At 72.2% G+C, this 20,996-nt stretch carries 16 protein-coding genes; 7 read left to right on the top strand and 9 right to left on the bottom strand.

The annotated features are described in order from the left end of the window. Window positions 1-109: 109 nt before the first annotated feature. On the bottom strand, window positions 110-2,248 hold the full coding sequence (locus KZ829_RS05885) for an ATP-dependent DNA helicase UvrD2 (protein ID WP_220142793.1): 2,139 nt from the start codon (window positions 2,246-2,248) through the stop codon (window positions 110-112). 83 nt (window positions 2,249-2,331) lie between these two features. Here KZ829_RS05885 and KZ829_RS05880 point away from each other — a divergent pair, with 83 nt between their 5' ends. Then, window positions 2,332-2,574, top strand: coding sequence for a mycoredoxin (locus tag KZ829_RS05880; RefSeq protein WP_188119738.1), 243 nt, complete (start codon window positions 2,332-2,334; stop codon window positions 2,572-2,574). Between the two features lie 34 nt (window positions 2,575-2,608). On the opposite strand, the gene KZ829_RS05875 is transcribed toward KZ829_RS05880, so the two are convergent. From KZ829_RS05875 to KZ829_RS05860, 4 genes are read right to left on the bottom strand one after another with little or no spacing between them, the layout of a single operon-like run. Next, on the bottom strand, window positions 2,609-3,490 hold the full coding sequence (locus KZ829_RS05875; protein WP_220142792.1) for a phytanoyl-CoA dioxygenase family protein: 882 nt from the start codon (window positions 3,488-3,490) through the stop codon (window positions 2,609-2,611). A gap of 57 nt (window positions 3,491-3,547) precedes the next feature. After that, window positions 3,548-4,495 carry an NAD(+) diphosphatase gene (gene nudC, locus KZ829_RS05870; protein ID WP_308285355.1) on the bottom strand — a complete coding sequence of 316 codons (948 nt, stop codon included), beginning with the start codon at window positions 4,493-4,495 and terminating at the stop codon, window positions 3,548-3,550. Continuing rightward, window positions 4,492-5,808, bottom strand: a complete 1,317-nt coding sequence (locus KZ829_RS05865) for a M16 family metallopeptidase (RefSeq protein ID WP_220142791.1) — start codon at window positions 5,806-5,808, stop codon at window positions 4,492-4,494. Before KZ829_RS05865 ends, nudC begins: the two co-directional genes overlap by 4 nt. Then, the gene (locus KZ829_RS05860; protein WP_220142790.1) at window positions 5,805-7,112 is read right to left on the bottom strand and encodes a M16 family metallopeptidase; all 1,308 of its coding nucleotides are present in this window, start codon (window positions 7,110-7,112) and stop codon (window positions 5,805-5,807) included. The genes KZ829_RS05865 and KZ829_RS05860 overlap by 4 nt, the downstream gene beginning before the upstream one ends. A 191-nt stretch (window positions 7,113-7,303) precedes the next feature. Between KZ829_RS05860 and KZ829_RS05855 the strand changes: the two genes are divergently transcribed. From KZ829_RS05855 to KZ829_RS05840, 4 genes are read left to right on the top strand one after another with little or no spacing between them, the layout of a single operon-like run. Beyond that, window positions 7,304-7,717, top strand: a complete 414-nt coding sequence (locus KZ829_RS05855; protein ID WP_220142789.1) for an RrF2 family transcriptional regulator — start codon at window positions 7,304-7,306, stop codon at window positions 7,715-7,717. A gap of 8 nt (window positions 7,718-7,725) precedes the next feature. Next, window positions 7,726-8,796 (top strand): ABC transporter substrate-binding protein, encoded by a 1,071-nt coding sequence (locus tag KZ829_RS05850; protein WP_220142788.1) that lies wholly within the window; start codon window positions 7,726-7,728, stop codon window positions 8,794-8,796. Between the two features lie 33 nt (window positions 8,797-8,829). Next, window positions 8,830-9,576 carry an ABC transporter ATP-binding protein gene (locus KZ829_RS05845; RefSeq protein WP_220142787.1) on the top strand — a complete coding sequence of 249 codons (747 nt, stop codon included), beginning with the start codon at window positions 8,830-8,832 and terminating at the stop codon, window positions 9,574-9,576. Beyond that, a complete protein-coding gene (locus KZ829_RS05840) occupies window positions 9,566-10,438 on the top strand; it encodes an ABC transporter permease (RefSeq protein WP_220142786.1) in 873 nt (290 codons plus the stop codon). Before KZ829_RS05845 ends, KZ829_RS05840 begins: the two co-directional genes overlap by 11 nt. A 4-nt stretch (window positions 10,439-10,442) precedes the next feature. Here KZ829_RS05840 and KZ829_RS05835 read toward each other — a convergent pair whose 3' ends face one another. Further along, complete coding sequence (locus tag KZ829_RS05835) at window positions 10,443-11,312, bottom strand: hypothetical protein (RefSeq protein WP_220142785.1); 870 nt, start codon at window positions 11,310-11,312, stop codon at window positions 10,443-10,445. A gap of 106 nt (window positions 11,313-11,418) precedes the next feature. Between KZ829_RS05835 and KZ829_RS05830 the strand changes: the two genes are divergently transcribed. Continuing rightward, on the top strand, window positions 11,419-12,132 hold the full coding sequence (locus KZ829_RS05830; RefSeq protein ID WP_220142784.1) for a lysophospholipid acyltransferase family protein: 714 nt from the start codon (window positions 11,419-11,421) through the stop codon (window positions 12,130-12,132). Between the two features lie 159 nt (window positions 12,133-12,291). On the opposite strand, the gene cspE is transcribed toward KZ829_RS05830, so the two are convergent. Further along, window positions 12,292-12,495: a transcription antiterminator/RNA stability regulator CspE gene (gene cspE / locus KZ829_RS05825; RefSeq protein ID WP_014447450.1), complete on the bottom strand. Its 204-nt coding sequence runs from the start codon at window positions 12,493-12,495 to the stop codon at window positions 12,292-12,294. Between the two features lie 223 nt (window positions 12,496-12,718). On the opposite strand from cspE, the gene KZ829_RS05820 reads away from it, so the two are divergent. Beyond that, window positions 12,719-13,123, top strand: coding sequence for a pilus assembly protein CpaE (locus tag KZ829_RS05820; RefSeq protein ID WP_220142783.1), 405 nt, complete (start codon window positions 12,719-12,721; stop codon window positions 13,121-13,123). A 137-nt stretch (window positions 13,124-13,260) separates the two neighbouring features. Here KZ829_RS05820 and KZ829_RS05815 read toward each other — a convergent pair whose 3' ends face one another. Then, the gene (locus KZ829_RS05815; RefSeq protein WP_220142782.1) at window positions 13,261-16,947 is read right to left on the bottom strand and encodes an ATP-dependent helicase; all 3,687 of its coding nucleotides are present in this window, start codon (window positions 16,945-16,947) and stop codon (window positions 13,261-13,263) included. A 100-nt stretch (window positions 16,948-17,047) separates the two neighbouring features. After that, complete coding sequence (locus tag KZ829_RS05810) at window positions 17,048-20,953, bottom strand: ATP-dependent helicase (protein WP_220142781.1); 3,906 nt, start codon at window positions 20,951-20,953, stop codon at window positions 17,048-17,050. Between the last annotated feature and the right edge of the window lie 43 nt (window positions 20,954-20,996).

Here is a 20,996-nt window from a genome sequence, read left to right as displayed (position 1 = left end):
CACTCGTGGTTAGAACTATGTCGTTTCAATCTTGAGCAAGCGAACCGCTCGCCAAGACGTGTCCTGAGGCTATGCCTGCCCTACACGGGAGGGCAAACGAATTAACGCACTAGTTTCCGAAGTTTTTCGGCGCAAGATCATCTGGGCTCGCTCCGGCCACCAGAGCGAAGACCGCGTCGCCGTACTGACCCAGCTTCCGGGGGCCGATCCCGGCGATCGCCAGCAGCTCCGCCGGGCCGGTCGGGCGGCGCTCCGCCACGGCCACCAGAGTCGCGTCGGTGAACACCACGTACGCAGGGACTTTGAGCTCCGCCGCGGTGCTCGCGCGCCACACCTGCAAACGCTCGTGGAGGTCCTCGTCGAGGTCCGACGGGCAGGTGGGACAGCGGCCCAGTTTGCGGTCGGCGCCGGCCAGCAGGGTGGCGCCGCAGATCCGGCACGAGGACACCCGGATGGGGCGCCGGTCGGCTTTCCGACTTCCATCGACCGGGGTGCGTTCCCTGGACGTCGAGCGTTCCAGCTGCGGAAGGAACCGGCACGGGCGGCGGGCCCGGCCACCGGGGGCGCGGGACTGGCCGTAGGAGAGCCAGAGCAGGTGACGGGCCCGGGTCACCCCCACATAGAGCAGGCGGCGCTCCTCCTCCAACTGCTCGGGGGTCTTCGCGTACGTCGTCGGAAGCGTCCCGTCGGCGAGCCCGACCAGGAACACGGCGTCCCATTCGAGGCCCTTCGCGGAGTGCAGCGAAGCGAGTGTGACTCCTGCCACAGTGGGTGCGTGCTGCTGCTCGGCACGGCGGGCCAGCTCGTCGTTGAAGGTGGACAGCGACACGTCCCGCTGGATCCGCCCGGCCTCACCGATCGGCAGGATCTCCGGCTCGGCGGCGTACTCCTCGGCGAGGGTGACCAGCGCGGCGAGCGCCTCCCACTGCTCGCGTGCCGCACCGCCCGGCGGGGGCTGGTGCCGGTTCCACCCGGTGGCGGCGAGCGCCTCCACGACGGCCTCGACGAGCGGGGTCTCGCCGGGGACCGACCGCACGGCGGCACGCAGCGCGACCATCGCCTTCCGCACCTCGGCACGCTCGAAGAACCGCTCGGCGCCCCGGACCACGTAGGGCACCTCGGCCTCGGCGAGCGCCTCCTCGTACGCCTCGGACTGCGCGTTGGTCCGGAAGAGCACCGCGATCTCGCTGGCCGGGGTGCCGGCCGCGATCAGTTCCCGGCATCGCCGGGCCACCGCGACCGCCTCTCCCGGCTCGTCCGGGAAGATCTTGAGTTCCGGCTCCGGCCCCGGCGGCCGCTGCCCGACCAGCTCCAGGCGCAGTTTCGCCTCGGTGCCTCGGGCCTGCCGGATCACCGCGTTGGCCAGCCCCACCACCTGCGGTGTGGAGCGGTAGTCACGGACCAGACGGACCACCACGGCGTCGCGCCGCTGACGCGGAAAGTCGATGAGGTACGCCGAGGTGGCGCCGGTGAACGAGTAGATGGTCTGGCTGGCGTCGCCGACCACGGTGAGGTCGTCGCGCCCACCCAGCCAGGCGCCGAGCAGCCGCTGCTGGAGCGGGTTGACGTCCTGGTACTCGTCGACGACGAAGTGCCGGTACTGGGCGCGGATCTGTTCGGCGACGTCCGGGTGCTCCTCGATGCCCCAGACCGCGGCACGCAGCATGTCCTCGAAGTCGATCACGCCCTGACGGCGCTTCAGCGACTCGTAGGCGGCGAACACCTCGGCCACCCGGGCCGGCTCGAACGGCGGCTCACGCATCGCCTTGGCCGCGGCCACCACGTACTCCCCCGGCTCGACCAGGGAGGACTTGGCCCACTCGATCTCACCGGCCAGGTCCCGGGCGGCGGCCCGGTCGGTGCGCAGCCCGGCCTTCGCGGCCGCCAGACCGACGACGCGGACCTTGCTCTCCATCAGCTCGGGCATCTGCCGGCCCTCGAGAAGCCGCGGGGCGAAGTATCGGACCTGGCGCAGCGCGGCCGCGTGGAAGGTACGGGCCTGCACCCCCGCCGTACCGAGGGCGGTGAGCCGGGCCCGCATCTCGGCCGCGGCCCGCGCCGTGAAGGTCACCGCCAGCACGTGCCGCGGGCTGATCTCACCGGAGAGGGTCCGGTACGCGATGCGGTGGGTGATGGCCCGGGTCTTGCCGGTGCCCGCGCCGGCGAGGATGCAGACCGGCCCGGCGGGGGCCGTCACCGCCGTCCGCTGCTCCGGATCCAGCCCGGCCAGCACCCCTTCAGTCCGCACGGTAGGGAATCATGACACCCGTACGGGGTGTTGTGCTTGTCGGACGCACCACCGTGTGACCTGTATCGAAGGAGCCCTGACCGATGCTGACCATGTACTCGACGTCCTGGTGTGGGTACTGCCACCGCCTCAAGTCGCAGCTCGACCGCGAGGGCATCGCCTACGACGTCGTCGACATCGAGCAGGACGAGGCCTCGGCCGCGTTCGTGCGCAGCGTCAACGGGGGCAACCAGACCGTGCCGACGCTGAGGTTCGCGGACGGTTCGGCGCTGACGAACCCGTCGATCGTCCAGGTGAAGCAGCACCTCGCCGCCATCGCGGCCTGAGGTTTTCGGGAGGGGCCGGGCCCCTCCCGAACCTTTACGGAATCAGCGCCGGGATGCTCGAGTCGAGCAGACCCCGCTCCTTGAGGGCGCCGTAGAGCGGCGTGGTCTCCGGGTAGTGGCCCCACTGGTGGTCACCGTCGCCGTCACCGAAGCCGCCGAGCAGCTGCTTCTGCACCTCGTTGAGCTCCGCCCAGGCCGGCGTGTTCGGCAGATCCGCGTTCTCGTCGCGCATCGCGATCCACCGCGGGGTGTAGCCGAAGAACGCGCCGACACGGGTGATGTCGGAGTAGTTGTCCGACCGGGCGTGCCAGATGCGGCGGTCGAAGACGACCAGGTCACCGGCGTTCGCCGTGATCTGGGTCGCGCCCTCCGGCTGCGGGAACGGCAGGCCGCGGCTCTTCGGGCCGGGCAGCCAGTTGGTCTTGTGGCTGCCCGGCAGCACGGTGAAGTTGCCCCGGCCGGTCTCGCTCACGTCGGAGAACCAGTACGCCAGCTTGACCGACAGCATCGGGCGCGGGTCGGTCTCGATCTCCCGGTTCTGCCGGCCGCCGTCCTGATGCCAGTGCCACCACTCCTTCTGCTGCTCGTGCAGCTGGGGGTGGACGTCGATGTGCGAGTGGTAGATGTGCAGGTTCCACCCGAGCAGCGACCAGATGTACTTGAAAGCCTTGGGGTGGTCGATCAGGAAGGCCAGCTCGGGCAGGTGAGCGATCGGCGACAGCTGGTGCAGCGCACCGGTCGCGCTGAGCTTGCCCTCGGCCTCGCACTTCTCGTAATACCCCAGGATCGCGGCCCGGCCGGCCTCGATCTCGCTCTCACTCAGCACCGACGGCACGACGATGTAGCCGTCGCGATCGAACGCCTCCCGCTCCTCCGCGGACATCGGCGTCCACGCCGGCGCCTCCACCTGAGTCATCGCTTCCCCCTTCGTCTTTGAAAGGAAGACGCGACGACCCCTCGGATTGGTTGCCGCCTAACCGGAAAAAGTTTCCGGATCCTCGTGGAGCCACTTCTCGATCAGGTAGAAGGCGATCGACGAGTTCATCGGCAGGGCCGGCGTGCCGTCGCCGGCGACCATCTTCGCGACCGCCTCCCGGGTGAACCAGTGCGCCTCGTCGATCTCCTCCGGGTCCAGGACCAGCGGCTGGGCCGGATCGGCGATGCCGTGGAAGCCGAGCATCAGCGAGCCGGGGTACGGCCAGGACTGGCTGCCCTCGTACCGGATCTCGGAGAGGCGGACGCCGACCTCCTCGTGCACCTCGCGGGCGACCGCGGCCTCGGCCGACTCGCCGGCCTCGACGAAGCCCGCCAGGCAGGAGAAACGCCGGCTGCCGTCCGGCCGGGGCGGCCAGGCCGCGTTGTGCCCGAGCAGGCAGCGGCCGGCCGGACCCGGTACCCCGTCGTGCACCAGGATGATCATCGCCGGGTCGGTCCGCGGCCACATCAGGCCGCCGTCCGGGTCGACTCGCGCCCACCCTGCCTCCACCGCGACGGTCGGTTTCCCGGTACGCGGGGAGAACTGGTGACTGCGATGCCAGTTCCCGAGGGCGACCGCGGTGGTCAACAGGCCGGTGTCGCGGGCGTCGAGCAGGTGCCCGACCGAGCGCAGATCCATGGACCGGGTGCCGTCGCCCGCCGTGAGCGGGGCGTCGACGGCCCAGAACGGGGTGTCGTCCGGACCGGTGCCGAGAAACCAGCGCTCCCCTTCCGGCGCCTCCGACGGCGGCACCAGGACCAGCGCGGAGCCGCCGTCGGGACGGTCGGTGACCAGCGCCCGGCCGCCCTTGGCCAGGTCCACCACGACGACCTGGCCGCGGTCCCAGGCGGCGGCGAGCCAGTCCTCGTCCTTGCGGCGGTGGGCGGCACGGTCGAGGGTGGTGCGTGCGAGCGGTGGGCCGCCCAGTTCTTCGGAACTGGTCACGCCGCGCCGCGCTCCACGGCGGTCAGCGCGGCGAGCTGTGCCTCGATCCGCTCGGCGTCACCCAGGACGACGGTCACCGCGCGGGACGGGGCGAGGTACTTCGCGGCCGCGGCGGCGACCTCCTCACGGGTGGCGGCCGACAGCGCCGCCGAGTAGTCGCGCAGGTGGTTGAGGCGCAGCCCGAAGCCGGCGTAGATGCTGGCCAGCCCGGCCAGGCCGGCCTGCGTGGACATGTTGAGGCGGAGGGCTCCGAGGGCGTACCGGCGGGCCTGCTCCAGCTCCTCCTCACCGGGGGCGAGGCTGGCGATGCGGCCCAGCTCGTACTGCGTCTCGAGCAGGGACGGGCCGGTCACCTCGGTGGCCACCTCGGCGGCCGCGACCAGGGCGGAACCGGCGACATAGTGCTCGATCGACGAGTACGACCCGTAGGTGTAGCCCTTGTCCTCCCGGATGTTCTCCGTCCAGCGGGACGAGAAGTAGCCGCCGAAGACCAGGTTGGCCAGGTAGAGGGCGGCGTAGTCGGGGTCGGTGCGGGTGAGCGCGGGCAGTGCGATCCGCAGCGAGGACTGCACCGAGCCGGGCCGGTCCACGAGCAGCAGCGGGCCGGTCTCCAGCGCGGGGGTGGCCGGGATGGTCCCGTCCGGGGCGCTGCCGGTCCAGCCGCCGAGGATCTTGTCGGCGGTATCGATGGCCTGCTCCGGGTCGATGTCGCCGACGAGCACCAGCACCGCGCCGTCCGGGCGGACCCGCTCGGCGTGCAGCTCGCGCAGGGCGGCCGGCTCGACGGCGCGGACCTCCTCCGGGCCGGGGGTCTGCACCGCGTACGGATGGGCTCCGTACATCCGGCTGAGCAGCGCCACGCGGGCCAGGTGGCCGGGCTGGCTGAGGGCGACCTGGATGTGGTCGACCAGCCGCTCTCGTTCGGTGGCCACCTCGGTCTCCGGGTAGGCGGCGCCGGTGAGCACCCCGGCGAGCAGCTCCAGAGTCCGGTCGAGCCCGTCGGCGAGGGCGTTGCCGCTGATCAGCAGGCGGTCCGGGTCGAGCCCGGCGGCCAGGCTGCCGCCGACGGCCTGCAACTCGGCCGCGATGTCGATGCTCGACATGGCGCTGGTGCCGGTGAGCAGGGCCTGCGACAGCAGGGTGGCCGGGGCCAGCGGCGCCCGCCCGAACGGGATCCGCAGCCGCACCTCGACCAGCGGCACGGCGGACCGGCGGATGGCGATCACGGTGAGGCCGTTGGGAAGGGTGCGCTCCCTCTCCAGGGGCAGGTTCAGCTCAGCGTCCGGCACCAGGTCCGGCAGGGTCTTGGTCATGCCGTGGCTCCCGGGATCACTTCGACGGAGGCGCGGCGCTCGGGCCGCAGGGTGGCCGCGGCGGCGACGATCTGCTCCGCGCGCACCTCGCTGATCAGCTTGGGCAGGTCGTTCAGCAGCTCGGGGCGGCCTCGCTGCAATTCCAGCACAGCCATCGGCAGCGCCCGGCCGAGCACGTCGTCGGTGCCGTTCAGCAGGCGGGTCGCCATCCGGGCCTGGGTGCGGTCCAACTCGCCCGGCTTGAGACCGTCGGCGGCGAGCCGGTCCAGCTCCTCGTCGATGGTCCGCAGCACCTTGTCGGCGTCGCCACCGGGCGGCAGGTGGGCCTGGAGCAGCAGCGCGGTGGGGTTGCGCACCTGGTACTCGTCGCCCATGAAGCCGAGGTAGCCGCCCAGGGTGGTGGCCGTCCGGTCCCGCTGGACCAGGCGCTCCACAAGCCGGGAGGCGTCACCGTCGGTGAGCACCTCGGCGAGCACCACGAACGGCAGGTAGTCGTCGAAGGTCCCGATCGGGTCCGGCACACGCCAGCCGCCGGCCACCGCGGGCAGCGGGGCGATGCGATCGACGTACGACTCCCGGCGCTCCGCCGTCAGGTCCGGCTCGAAGAAGTCGGGCAGCCGCGGGGCGGGACGGGCGGGTACGTCACCGAAGTGCCGCTCGATCATGGCGGTCGCCTCGGCCACGTCGAAGTCGCCGGCCACCGACAGGACCGCGTTGCCGCAGGCGTAGTAGCGGTCGAAGAACCCCCGCGCGTCCTCGACCGTGGCGCTCTCCAGGTCCTCGAACGAGCCGTATCCGTCGTGCGCGTTCGGGAAGGTCTCGAACATCACCGGTGGCAACTTGAGCCACGGGAACCCGCCGTACGGCCGGTTCAGCACGTTGACCCGGATCTCCTCCTTGACCACGTCGACCTGGTTGCGCAGGTTCTCCTCGGTGAGCCGGGGGCCGCGCATGCGGTCGGCCTCGAGGAAGAGCGCGCGCTCGAGGCCGCCGGACGGCAGCACCTCGAAGTAGTCGGTGTAGTCCAGGTGGGTGGAGCCGTTGAAACTGCCGCCCGCGCCCTGCACGTGGCGGAAGTGCGCCAGCTTCTCCAGGTTCTCCGAGCCCTGGAACATCAGGTGCTCGAAGAGATGGGCGAACCCGGTGCGGCCTTCCGGCTCGCTGCGGATGCCGACGTCGTAGACGACTGCCACACCGACCACGGGGGCGCTGCGATCCGGGGAGAGGACCACGCGCAGACCGTTGCCGAGAGTGAACCGCTCGACCGGGTATTTCGTCGCGGGGATCTTGATTCTGGGCGCCACGGTACGAATCTAGCGGACGCTGCTCCGTAGTCGAGTGGCGACGCCGGGTAAATACATCAATATCCGTTCCCGATCTTCTGCCGCGAATCGGACGGGGACATCACCCCTGGGACGGACTTGACGCACCAACCCCACATGGCCCAGTATTCCCATCCAACAGATAGGTGAACACGGGGAAGGGGGCGCGCGTCGTGTATGTCTCGGCACGCACGGACTACGCCGTACGCGCGATGCTCGCGGTCACCGCGGAACATCCGCACCTGGTCAAGGCCGCCGGGCTGGCGGCCGCCCAGGAGATCCCGCTGAGCTTCCTCCAGGGCATCCTGCTCGATCTGCGCCGCGCCGGGCTGCTGCACAGCCATCGCGGGGTGGACGGCGGATACGCGCTGGCCCGCCCGGCCGAGGAGATCACCGTCGGCGACGTCGTACGCGCCGTCGGCGGGGCCCTCACCACGGTTCGCGGCCTGCCCACGTCCACGGCGACCTACCACGGTGCGGCGACGGCGCTGCATGACGTGTGGGTGGCCGTCGAGGCGGCCATCGAGGGTGTGGTCGACCACAAGACCCTGGCCGAACTCTCCAGTAATTCAGTGAAACGAAATTAGGAGTGAGCATGAGCTCCCGCACCATACGCGCGCTCGCCTTCGCCACCGCCGCCGTTCTGGCCTCGACCGCCCTCGCCGCCTGCGGTTCGGACGAGGAGACCCCAGCCGCGGCCGGCTCCGGCGCCGCCGAGGCCGAATCCATCCGTCTGGGTTACTTCCCGAACATCACCCACGCGCCGGCCCTGGTCGGTGTCAACAAGGGCTTCTTCACCGAGGCCCTGGGCAGCACCAAGCTGGAGGAGAAGACCTTCAACGCCGGCCCGGCCGCGATCGAGGCGCTCTTCTCCGGCGCGATCGACGCGACCTACATCGGCCCGAACCCGGCGATCAACGGCTGGTCCGAGTCCAAGGGCCAGGCGCTGAAGATCGTCGCCGGCAGCACCTCGGGTGGCGCCGGCCTGGTGGTCAAGGAGGGCATCAACACTCCGGCCGACCTCAAGGGCAAGAAGATCGCCACCCCGCAGCTGGGCAACACCCAGGACGTCGCGCTGCGCGCCTGGCTGAAGCAGAACGGCCTGAACGCCGACAAGCAGGGCGGCGGCGACGTCTCGGTGCTGCCGCAGGACAACGCGACCGCGCTCCAGGCCTTCGCCCAGGGCGCGATCGACGGCGCCTGGGTGCCCGAGCCCAACCTGAGCCGGCTGATCCTCGAGTCCAAGGGCAAGCTGCTCGTCGACGAGAAGACCCTGTGGCCGAACGGCGAGTTCGTCACCACGCACCTGATCGTCAGCCAGGAATTCCTGAAGAAGTACCCGGGCACGGTCAAGAAGCTGATCCAGGGCCACGTCAAGTCGGTCAAGTTCATCGAGACCAGCAACGCCGACGCGCAGGCCGCCGCGAACGCCCAGATCGAGAAGCTGTCCGGCAAGGCGCTCAAGCCGGAGATCCTCGCGTCCGCGTTCAAGAACCTGAAGTTCACCCACGACCCGATCGCCTCCTCGCTGTACACCAGCGCGAAGAACGCCGAGTCGGTGGACCTGCTGGACCCGGTCGACCTCAAGGGCATCTACGACCTGACCCTGCTCAACGAGGTGCTCAAGGCCGAGGGCCAGTCCGCGGTCAGCGACGCCGCGGCCTGACGGACTGATTCTCCGAGTGATGGGAGGGCGAGCATGAGCACGGTAGTGCGGATCGACGACGTCACCAAACAGTACGGTTCGGGCAGCAATGCGCTGCTCGCCCTCGACCACGTCTCGCTCACCGTCGACAAGGGCGAGTTCGTCTGCCTCCTCGGTGCGTCCGGGTGCGGCAAGAGCACGCTGTTGTCCCTGGTGGCGGGCCTGGACAAGATCACCGGCGGGACCCTGGAGATCAACGGCAAGCACATCTCCCTGATGTTCCAGGAGGCCGCCCTCTTCCCCTGGCTGTCGGTGGCCGGCAACGTCGAGCTGGCACTGCGCCTACGGGGCGTCGGCCGGGCCGACCGCCGCAAGCGGGCGCAGGAGCTGCTGGAGATCGTCCGGCTGGGCGGCTTCGGCGGCAAGCGGCCGCACGAGCTGTCCGGCGGCATGCGGCAGCGGGTGGCGCTGGCCCGGGCACTGGCTCAGAACGCCGACATCCTGCTGATGGACGAGCCGTTCGGCGCACTGGACGCGATGACCCGCGACATCCTGCACGACGAGCTGGAGCGGATCTGGCGCGAGCAGGAGCTCACCGTCCTCTTCGTGACGCACAACGTCCGGGAGGCGGTCCGGCTCGGGGACCGGGTCGTCCTGCTGAGCAGCCGGCCGGGCCGGGTCCTCGAGGACTTCAAGATCGATCACCCGCGCCCGCGGCGTATCGACTCGACCGAGGTGGCCGCCCAGGCCGCCGAGATCACCGACCGGCTTCGTGCGGAGGTCGCCCGTCATGCCAACTGAGGCCATCACCGCCGACAAGACGGCCGACGAGGTCAGCGGCCTCGACGCGCTGGAACTCGCACCCCGGCCGGACAAGGGCGACCGCGGCCGGCGGATCTGGAACAGCGCCTGGCCCAAGCTGCTGGCCGTCGCCATCGCGATCGCCGCCTGGCAGCTCGTGGTGCTCTCCGAGTGGAAGCCCACCTACGTGCTGCCCGGCCCGGTCGACGTGTTCGCCGACCTGAAGGAGCTCGCCACCACGCCGGACTTCTGGGACGGCGTACGGCTGACCCTGACCAGGGCCTTCACCGGCTTCCTGCTCGCGGTCGCCATCGGCACCGTGATCGGCGCGGCGGTCTCCCGGTTCGCCCCGCTGCGGGCCGCGATCGGCTCACTGATCACCGGCCTGCAGACCATGCCGTCGATCATGTGGTTCCCGCTGGCCATCCTGCTCTTCCAGCTCAGCGAGAGCGCCATCATGTTCGTGGTGGTCATCGGCGCCGCGCCCTCGGTGGCGAACGGCCTGATCAGCGGCATCGACTACGTGCCGCGGACCTGGCTGCGGGTGGGCCAGGTGCTGGGCATGAAGGGCCTGTCCAAATACCGGCACCTGATCCTGCCGGCGTCGCTGCCGTCCTTCATCTCCGGGCTCAAGCAGGGCTGGGCGTTCTCCTGGCGCAGCCTGATGGCCGGTGAGCTGCTGGTCATCGTGCCGGGCGCGCTGTCCGTCGGCGCCCGCATGCAGAACGCCCGGGACCTGCACGAGGCCTCGCTGGTGATCAGCTACATCATCGTCGTGCTGATCATCGGCATTCTGATCGACATCCTGTTCAACACGGCGGACAACGCCCTGCGCAAGCGCTGGGGCCTGACCGGCAACTAGAGGTCTAGAGCGGCCGGACCGACTCGAGCACCTCGTCGATGACGTGGTCGAACTGCTTGTGGGTGCCGGGCACCGAGACGTACAGAATCGCGGCCGTCGGTTTCCCGACGTCGATGACCGCCACCGCGGACAGCTCCTCGGTGGCGGTCAGCCCGGCTTCGGAGAAGCGCAGCCGGAACTGGCTCACCCAGGCGGGCCGCCCGCCCAGCGTCGTCACCTCGTCGCGCAGCGGCTCCATCCGGTTCGGCTGCGGGTAGTACTCGGCCCGCACGTCCGCCGCGACCTGCCGCCCGACACACTCCAGATCCAGCGTGACGGCGTCGTTGTCGGCCGCCGGCACCGCCGCCGACAGGATCGAGGCGTGGTAGCTGCCGCCGCTGTAGACCTCGGTCACGAAATGCTGCCCGGCCCGGTAGGGCACCCGCAGCGTCCCCGCCTCCCAGACGTCGGTCCAGGTCTCCCAGGGGGCGCCGTACCGCTGGTAGGAGATGCCGGCAACGTCGTCGACCGTGCGCTCCCCGGGGGCCGGCGGCGGCACGCCCGGCGCGACTGTGGGGGCGGCGCTCGGCGCGACGGTGGGCGCCGGGCAGGCCTGCGCCAGCGGCGGCCGCACATCGGCCGGTGGGCCGGCCTTCGACCCGAACGGGTGGCCGTCGCCGCCCACGATCACGATCAGCAGGACGGTGAGGCCGATCGCCACGATCGCCCCGGCGACACCACCGAAGATCATCAACTGCCGCCGGCGCCGGCGTGGCCCGTCCGGCGGAGGCGCCTTCGGCGGGGTGGGCGGTTGCGGCGGAGACTGCGGGGGTACGCCGTACGCGGTGACCATCCCCGATGCCCATGGGGACGGATCAGGACGCGCATCGGTCATGACTCCAGTGAACACCACGGGCGCCGACATCCCACGAGCCGGTAGGCCCGCCGGGTTTGTCCGGCCGACCTACGCCGATCCCGGAAACGTCGGCTACCGTGCTGCCATGGAACTGGTGTATCCCCCGGTCGTCGCCCTTGCCAAGACGATGTTCCGCGTGCTCGACAACAAGATCGAAGTCGAGGGCGCCGAGCACATCCCGACGAGCGGCGGGGCGGTGCTGGCCAGTAACCACTCCAGCTACCTGGACTTCATCTACTGCGGCCTGGGCTGCCAGCCCGCCAAGCGGCTGGTCCGGTTCATGGCGAAGAAGCAGGTCTTCGACCACAAGATCAGTGGCCCGCTGATGCGCGGCATGCGGCACATCCCGGTCGACCGCAAGGCCGGCACCGCCGCCTTCAAGCACGCCATCGAGTCGCTGCGCGGCGGCGAGATCGTCGGCGTCTTCCCGGAGGCGACGATCAGCGAGTCCTTCACCGTGAAGACGCTGAAGTCGGGTGCCGCCCGGATGGCCCAGGAGGCCGGGGTGCCGCTCATCCCGATGGCCGTCTGGGGTCCGCACCGGCTGTGGACCAAGGGCCGCAAGAAGGAGCTGACCAAGCGGCACGTGCCGGTGCTCATCAAGATCGGCGAGGCGATCGAGGTCCCCGCGGACGCCAACCCCGAGGCGATCACCGCGACCCTGAAGGAGCGGCTCACCGAGCTGCTCGACGCGGTCCAGCGGGCGTACCCGGCGAAGCCCTCCGGCCCGGACGACCGCTGGTGGCTGCCGGCGCACCTGGGCGGCACCGCCCCGCTGCCGAGCGGCACGGCCGCCTGAGGCCTATTTGACCGAAACCGACCATCGAGGGCTTCCGGCGCGCCGGGGGCCCTCGATGCGTGAAAGGCCCCGGAACGGCATCGGCGCCGCACCCTGACCGGGTACGGCGCCGACCTCACTCGGTGCCGGCCGCTATCCGCGGCCGAGGCTCAGCGTGAGTCAGACAGAACGGATGTTGGCCGCCTGCGGACCCTTCTGGCCCTGGGTCACCTCGAACTCCACCCGCTGGTTCTCCTCCAGGGAGCGGTAGCCCGACATCTGGATCGCGGAGAAGTGGGCGAAGACGTCGGCGCCGCCGTCGTCCGGGGTGATGAACCCGAAGCCCTTGTCCGCGTTGAACCACTTCACAACACCGGTAACCATGCTCGTCTCCTCGACGATCGATCATTCCCGACCATTATGGACGGGAACGAGGTAATAAGACCCGCATTCTGTGGGTCTCGTGCTGTCGTACTGATCGCCCGACCGGAGAAACCCGGGTTACGACAAAGAGCGCCTGGGGCAGACTTCCCCACAGGCGCTCCTGAGTACTTGGGAACCAAACTGACAACGTGGGCCAGCGTAGCACGGGAACAGGGGTCGGGAAGTGCTCGGCGTACAAGTGGCGCGGCAGCTCAAGGCCGCCGGACTGGCCTGGAAGCCACAGCTCGGCGACCGTTTCGCCATCCCGGACCGGGATCTGGACGACGAGCTGTTCGTGCTCAGCAACATGCTGATCCAGGTGCACGACCGCCCGGAGGGACGAATCATCGCCTTCAACGGCACCACCGAGTGGGCGCTCGACGACGTCGATCTGGGCGAGGCGCTCTGGCTGCCACGCGAGGATCAGCTCCGCGAGCTGCTCGGCGGCACCTTCCGCGAGCTGCGCCGGGAGCCCGGCGGCCACCTGGTCCGCGTCGAGCTGCTCGGCCACGAGCACACCTTCACGGCCGCCCACGCCGAGGAGGCCTACGCGGCCGCCCTCCTGCACGTCCTGGCGGCGGCCTTCTGAACCCCTTTCCGGTACGGACGACCTCGAACCCGCCGAATCCACCCCGTCCCGCGGCACCCCGCGATCATCTGCCGGGGCGGGCCCGCGACGCGCCGCCGGGCTGAGATCGGTGGTCCCGCTCCGGGCCGCGGGAGTGGTCAGAGCGAGTCGGCCGGGATCTCCTCGATCAGGGCGGCCAGCTCGGCGGCCTCCATCAGGTCGGTGGGCCGGACCGTGACCTGCTCCCGGACGTAGTGGAACCCGGCACGCACCTTGCGCACCGGCACCCCGGCCAGCGACGCCCAGGCGATCCGGTAGGCGGCCAGCTGCACCGCCGCCGCCTCGGCCTCCGCACCGCCCGGCCGCCGCCCGGTCTTCCAGTCGATCACGTCAAACCGGCCGCCCGGATCGGCGAAGACCGCGTCCATCCGCCCCCGGATCACCACCCCGGCGACGGTCGTGGCGAACGGCACCTCCACCTCGACCGGCGTCCGCTCCGCCCACTCCCCGGTCAGGAACGCCTCCTGGAGCAGGGCCATCTCGTCGTCACCGGCCGCGTCGTCGTCGGCCGCGCCCGGCAGCTCGTCGATGTCGATCAGCCGCGCCGACCCGAACCGCTGCTCCAGCCAGGCGTGGAAGGCCGTGCCCCGGCGGGCGTGCGGGGCGGGCCGCTGCGGCAACGGGCGGCGCAACGAGCGGGCCAGGGCCTGCGGATCCCGGCGTAGCACCACGAGCTGGGACACCGACAGGTGCGGGGGCACCACCACCTCGATCGGGCCCTCCTGACGGGTGCGCTCGGCCCGCTCGGCCAGCAGCAGCCGCGCCTCGTGCCGCCACCGGGCGATGTCCGGATCCCCGGCCTCGGCCGCCCGGTCGGCCGCCTCCACCGCGGCCACCACCTCCGCCCGGTCACGCCCGTCCGCCCCGGCCGCTTCCGCTCTTGGCGCGGCCCCGCTCGCGTCGGCCCCGCTCGCGTCGGGTCCGGCGTCACCAGCCACCTCGGCCTGCGCGGCGGCCGGCCGATCGTTTTCGGTCGCGGCCACTTCCGGGGTCGCCACACCGGCACTGTCGTCCGGGTGGGGGCCGGAATCGCCCTCGCTCCGCCGTACCCCGGATTTGGACGTTTTGTCTGGTGAGCGGGGTGAGGGGACCGACCAGCCGGCGCCCTCCTCGGCAAGGCCGACGAGGTCGGCCGCCAGGCCGGCCCGGGCCGCGACCTCCGGATCCGCGGCGGCCAGGTCGGCGAACGCCTCGGCCGCGGAGGCGTCCGGGTTCTCGATCATGCGGCGGATCAGGTCGGCGGCGGCCGCCATCGCCGGGCGGCGCAGACCGAGCGGATCGGCCGGCCACTCGGCGGTCGCCACCACCTGATCGCTCGGATTGGTGTCGCCGGGCGCCGGCTCCGGCGTCCAGACGTCCACCACCCCCGCACCGTCGGCGCAGGCCGCGCGGATCTCGTCGAGGAAGACCGACGGGCCGCGCGGGCGCTTCACCCCGTCCCCCCACCAATAGCCGGAGCAGAGCAGCAGGCGGCGTGGCCGGGTCACCGCGACATAGGCCAGGCGGCGCTCCTCCCGCTCGTCGTGCTCCCGCCAGGCACGACCGAAATCGGTCACCGCGGCGGCGACGCCCTTCTGTTCGACGGCGTCGCCGAGATCCAGCGCCGGAAGCCCCGACGAGTCGCCACGCAGCGGAAACGGCAGCACCCCGATACCGCCGAGGTAGTGGTCGGAGGAGCGGACCAGGCCCGGCCAGACCCCCCGGCACAGGCCGGCGACCGAGACCACGTCCCACTCCAGGCCCTTCGCGGCGTGCGCGGTCAGGATCTGCACCGCGCCCTCGACCACATCCACCTGGCCCGGCTCCAGACCGCGTTCCTCCTCCTCGGCGGCCGCCAGGAAGGCCAGGAACCCGGCCGGGGTGCCGGTCTCGTTCTCGGTGATGTAGCGGGTCGCCGCCTCGCCCAGCGCGTCCAGGTGGCCGCGGGCCAGCCCGGCGTCACCGGCCGCCCAGCCGCGCACCGCCACCTCCACGTCCAGGCCGATGGTGCGCTCGATGTCGGCGAGCAGGTCGGGCAGCGGCTGGTCCAGGCGGCGGCGCAGAGCGGCCAGCTCACGGCCGTAGTCCCGCACCCGGCGGTAGCCCTCCCCCGAGTACTGCCGGGGAGAACCCGGGTCGGCCAGCGCCTCCACCAGCGTGGCGTCGTCCAGACGGTCGGTGTTGATCTCCTCAGGGTCGTCGCCGGACCGGCCGGAGGCGGCCGCCCGGGCCGCCGCGATCGCCCGGGCCCGCCGGTGCAGGGCCACCAGATCGCGTGGGCCGATCCGCCAGCGCGCCCCGGTGAGCAGCCGCAACAGCGACGCGCCGTCGGCCGGGTCGGCCAGCACCCGCAGCGTGCAGACCACGTCCCGGACCTCCGGGGTGTCCAGCAGGCCGCCCAGGCCGACCACCTCGACCGGCAGGCCCCGGGACCGCAGCGCCTCCTCGAGCACCGGGATCTGGCTGCGCACCCGCACCAGGACGGCGCTGGTCGGGCGCTGTTCGAGCGGGATCTCGGCGGCCGGGGCGCTCGGCATCCCGGCGACCAGACGCCAGGCGGTCAGCATCGAATCGGCGATCCAGGCGGCCTCGTCCGCGTACGTCGGCAGCAGCGCGCACGTCACCGTCCGCCCGCCGACCGCCGCCGCCACCCGGTCGGCCGACTGCAGCTGGTGCACGTGGGCGCGCAGCGGGGCGGAGATCGTGTTCGCCACGCGCAGGATCTCCGGCCGGTTGCGCCAGCTCCGGGTCAGCGTGCGCTCCCAGGCCGGCCGGTCCCCGGAATCCCGGAACTCCGCCGGGAACCGCTCCAGCGTCCCCGCGGACGCGCCCCGCCACCCGTAGATCGACTGGCAGGGGTCGCCCACCGCGGTCACCGGATGGCCGCCGCCGAACAGGTTGTTCAGCATCGTCACCTGGGCGTGGCTGGTGTCCTGGTACTCGTCGAGCAGCACGATCCGGAACCGGCCGCGCTCGATCTCGCCGACCTTCGGATGATCACGGGCGACCAGCGCGGCACGGGCCATCTGGTCCCCGAAGTCCATCGCCTCCAGGTCGAGTTTGCGCTGCTCGTACGCCCGGACCAGGGGCAGCAGGGTGAGCCGGCCCTGCTGCCGGCGCAGCACCTCGGAGACGTCCTTGTACATCCGGCCCGGGAACTCCTGCACCTCGGCGAAGAACCGGCCGGTCCAGGCCGCCAGATCGCCCGGCGTGACCAGGTGCTCGGACAGCTCCGCGGAGAGTGCCAGGACGTCGTCGGTGACCGTGCCGGGCGCGCGGTTCAGCCCCGTCATCTCACCGGTGTAGGTGCGCACCAGCGAGTCGACGATCTGCCAGCGGGCCGCCTCGGTGAGCAGGCGCGCGGACGGTTCGTACCCGGCGCGGAGCCCGTGCTCGGTGACGACCCGGGCCGCATAGGCGTGGTACGTCGAGATGGTGGCCTCACCGGCGAACGCGTCGTCCCGGCCCAGCCTGCGGACCAGCTGGCCGAGCCGGGTCCGGACCCGGTGCGACAGCTCGCCGGCCGCCTTCCGGGTGAAGGTCAGGCCGAGGATCTCGCCGGGATGCGCGTACCCGTTCGCGACCAGCCAGACCACCCGCGACGCCATCGTCTCGGTCTTGCCGGAGCCGGCGCCCGCCACCACGAGCAGCGGCTGCACCGGCGCCGCGATGATCGCCTCCTGCTCGGTGGTCGGCTCCGGCAGGCGCAGCAGCCGGGCCAGCTCCCGCGGCGTGTAGCGGGGCCCCGAGTCGGCGGCGCGGCGGCGCGGCGGCGGCCCTTCGGCGAACAGCGTCGGCTGCGTCATCGATCAGTTTCCGGTCGTCTCGTATCCAGTGGTCCAGGTACCTTTTCCCATGCGCCACGTCATCCGTCGCGCCCCTCTTCCCGGCACTTCCCGGCGGCCGTCATCCGTCGCCCTCCGGGGCCGGCTCGACGACCTGGCGGCCCTTGCCGGAGATCGGGCAGCTGGTGCGGACCGGGCACACCCGGCAGCGGCTGTTCGCCACCGCGGAGAAGGTGGCGGCGGCCATCGTCTCGGCGGTGCGGCGGACCATCGCGTACGCCCACTGCGGGTCGGCCGCCTCGGTGATCGGCACCTGGAGCTGCTCGCGGGCGTCCTTACCGGGCCCGAGCTGCACCAGGGCCGCACCGCCGCTGTCCGACCCGTAGTCCGCGAAAGCTCCCGCCGCGATCGCCGCCTGATAGCCGCCGAGCTGCGGATTCTCGGCCACGTCGGCGGACGAGACGGCGGTGGTCTTCCCGGTCTTCAGGTCGATGACGACGAGCCGCCCCTCCTCGTCCACCTCGAGCCGGTCCACCCGGCCGGTCAACTGGATCGGCCGGCTCTCGTCCTCCAGCCGGACCGTGAACTCGTGCTCGATCGCCAGCAGCCGCCGCGGGTTGACCGCCAGCCAGCGCAACAGCTTGTCGACCATCGCCTGGGCACGCTCCTGCTCCGAGCCGGCCAGCCACTGTGCGGCCAGTTCGATCGAGTCGAACCGGGCCGACACGTACTCGACCAGCTTCTCCCGGTCCGCGTTCGCGTCCTCGGCCAGCATCGCTGCGGCGTGCACCAGGTTGCCGATGCCCTGCGCGGGCCCGGCCGGGGCCGCGCCGCCGTGCCGCTCCAGCAGCCAGCGCAGGCTGCACCGCAGCGCGCTCTCCATCGACGACGGCGTCACCTTGACCGCCTCGCCCTCGTCGACGAGCGGCCGGTCGTCGGAGAGCGGCCGCAGACCCCACCACTCGTCCGGATGCGCCCCCGCCACCCCCGCCGCCGCCAGACGGGCCAGCTCGGCCGCCGCGGCGCGCCGCCGGCTGGGCGTCTCCGCACTGCCCACCACGACGGTACGAAGCTCGGCCACCAGCGAGGCAAGGGTCAGCGCCCGGGGCGGCCGACCCATCGGGATCTCGACCTCGGCGTCCCCGTCCTCCGGCGCCGCTCCGCCGGCGGAATCGCTGTGCCCCGCACCGCGCTCATCGCTGTCTGACGGCTCGGCGTCCCCGTCTTCCGCAACAGGCCGTGCGGCATTGCTCCCCACCGACCCTGCGGGGTCGCCCGGATCGGGCGAGCCATCCGGGCCGACCGGGCCGACCGGGCCATCCGGGCCGACCGGGCCATCCGGGCCGACCGGGCCGACCGGGCCATCCGGGCCGACCGGGCCATCCGGGCCATCCGGGCCATCCGGGCCATCCGGGCCGACCGGGCCGGACGAGGGTTGGGGAGGGCCGGTGTCCCAGGGGCCGGGATCGGGTGGAGGATCGCCGCCGGTGCGGCGGACCGGGGTGGCGAGTTCGGCGAGGAAGCGGCTCGGCTGTTCCTCGCCGATGGAACCGCCCACACTCGCCGACGAGACGGCGGTGACGACCAGGCGGCGCCGTGCCCTCGTGACCGCCACGTAGAAGATCCGCCGCTCCTCGTCGAGCAGGGCCGACGTCTCGGCGACCACCGCGGCCGGGCCCGAGGCGGGACGGCCGGCCAGCACGTCGACGAGGCGTTCCGAGCCGAGCAGGCTGCCGCGCAGGCGCAGGTCGGGCCAGATGCCCTCCTGAACACCGGCGAGGATCACGACGTCCCATTCGAGGCCCTTCGCCGCATGCGCGGTGAGGAGCCGGACGGCCTCGCCACGGTCGGCGCTCGGGGCGATCGAGTCGGCGGGCAGCTCCTGGCCGAGAACGTGGTCGAGGAAGACCGAGACCCCGGCGCCGGGCAGCCGGTCCACGAACCGGGCGGCCGCGTCGAAGAGGACCACCATGGCGTCCAGGTCGCGGTCGGCGGCCTCGGAGCGCCACTGCCGGGCACGACCGGAGTCACGCTGGTCCGGCATGGGGACGTTGCCGGTGCTCATCGCGAACCACCGGTCGTGCAGGCCGCTCTCCCGCCACACGGTCCAGAGCACCTGTTCGGCGGAGACACCGGGGGCGGCGGCCGCCTCCCGGGCGACGGTGATCAGGCGGGCGATCATCTGCGCCGGGCGGGCCCACCGCCGCTCGACCAGGTCCAGCCCGGCCGGGTCGCGGATCGCGTCGACCAGCAGCTCACCCGAGGGCCGCCGGTCACCGGCGGCCACGGCCAGTGCCCGCAGCCCCTGGCGCAACCGGCGCTCGGCCAGCGGATCGGCCCCGCCGAGCGGCGAGTGCAGCAGAGCGACGGCCGCCTCCTCGTCGAGGGCCGCCGGATCCACCGCACAGCGCAGGAGCAGCAGGAACGGCGCCACCGCCGGTTGCAGGTGCAACGGCAGGTCCTCGGCGTGGATGACGGTCGGCACCCCGGCCGCGGCCAGCGCCCGCTGCACCGACGGCTGTTGCAGCATCGTGGACCGCATCAGCACCGCCATCCGCGACCACGGCACCCCGTGCAGCAGATGGGCTTCCCGCAGCGCGTGAGCGATATACGCCGTCTCCGCGGCGGTGGACCGGAATGTCCGGACCACCGCCTCCGGCCGTGGCCCCCACTCCTCGCCGCTCACCCCGACCGACGGCGAAGCGGACCCGGAAGCGGACGCATCACCCACGGCTCCGCTCACCCCGACCGACGGCAAAGCGGACCCGGAAGCGGACGCATCACCCACGGCTCCGCTCACCCCGACCGACGGCAAAGCGGACCCGGAAGCGGACGCATCACCCACGGCGAACGGAGCCCCGGCGGATGAAGATCCCGCAGCCGAAGACCCCGCGGACGAAGACCCGGCGGGTGTGGGGTCGGCCGGGGCGGGTGGGTGCATGGGGCGGTGCCCGATCGGGCCGCGCATGCGGCGGGCGACCCGGCCGGTCGCGGTGAGCAGGGACGGAGCGGCCCGGTAGTTGGTGTGCAGGACGATCGTCTCGGCCGGGGTGCCGGAGGCGGCGCGGAAGGTGGCCGGGAAGGTGCCGACGACGCCGGGGTCGGCGCCCCGGAAGCCGTAGACGGACGAGTCGGGGTCGGCGAAGGCGACCAGGGGCTTGCCGCCGCCGGCGACCAGGTTGAGCAGCTCGATCTGGGCGGGGTCGGTCTCGGCCAGTTCGTCGGCATAGACGAACGCCAGGCGGCGGCGCTCGGCCTCGAGGAGGTCGGGCTCGTCGGAGAGGAGGCCGGCGGCGGCGCGGACCAGCTCGGCCGGATCGTACGCCGCCGAGCCGCGGGTGGTGACGTCGCGCAGGGCGAGGACCGCCACATACTCCCGGAGGAAGCGGGCGGCGGCGGGCCAGTCGTCGCGGCCCAGGCGCTCGCCGAGGCGGGCCAGCTCGACCGGGCCGACGCCACGCTCGGCGGCGCGCTGCATGAGGTCGCGCAGCTGCTGGGCGAAGGCACGGGTGGGCAGCGCCGGGCGGAGGGCCTCGGGCCAGCCGATGTCGCCGGTGGCCTCCGGGTCGGCGACGGCGGCCAGCAGCTCCCGGATGATCAGGTCCTGCTCCGGGCCGGTGAGCAGGCGTGGAGACGGTTCGCCACGCTCGGCGGCGGCCCGGCGGAGCAGGCCGAACGCATACGCATGGAAGGTCCTCACCAGCGGCTCGTGCACGATGCGGCCGGGCTGGTCGGCGATCCGTGCCTCGATGCGGTCGCGCAGCGCGGCCGCCGCGCGGCGGCCGAAGGTGAGCACCAGGATGCGCTCGGGGTCGGTGCCCTCGGCGATCCGGGCGGCGACCGACTCGACCAGCATCGACGTCTTGCCCGTGCCGGGGCCGCCGACGACCAGGAGCGGCCCGGCGGTGTGCTGGATGACGCCGCGCTGCACCGGGTCGGCGGGCAGGGCGGCCGCGACCGGGCGGGGACGCCGGACCAGACGGTAGGTGGGCCGGCGCACCGGGGGGAGGGATACCGGCGTGCTCACGGCATCTATGAGAGCACGCCGGTACGACGTTATTCCGGGGCGG

Source organism: Actinoplanes hulinensis (genome assembly GCF_019429605.1).
Lineage (GTDB): Bacteria > Actinomycetota > Actinomycetes > Mycobacteriales > Micromonosporaceae > Actinoplanes > Actinoplanes campanulatus.
The sequence above is the reverse complement of the archived record's forward strand: the minus strand, read 5'-3'. Positions and strand labels throughout refer to the sequence as shown.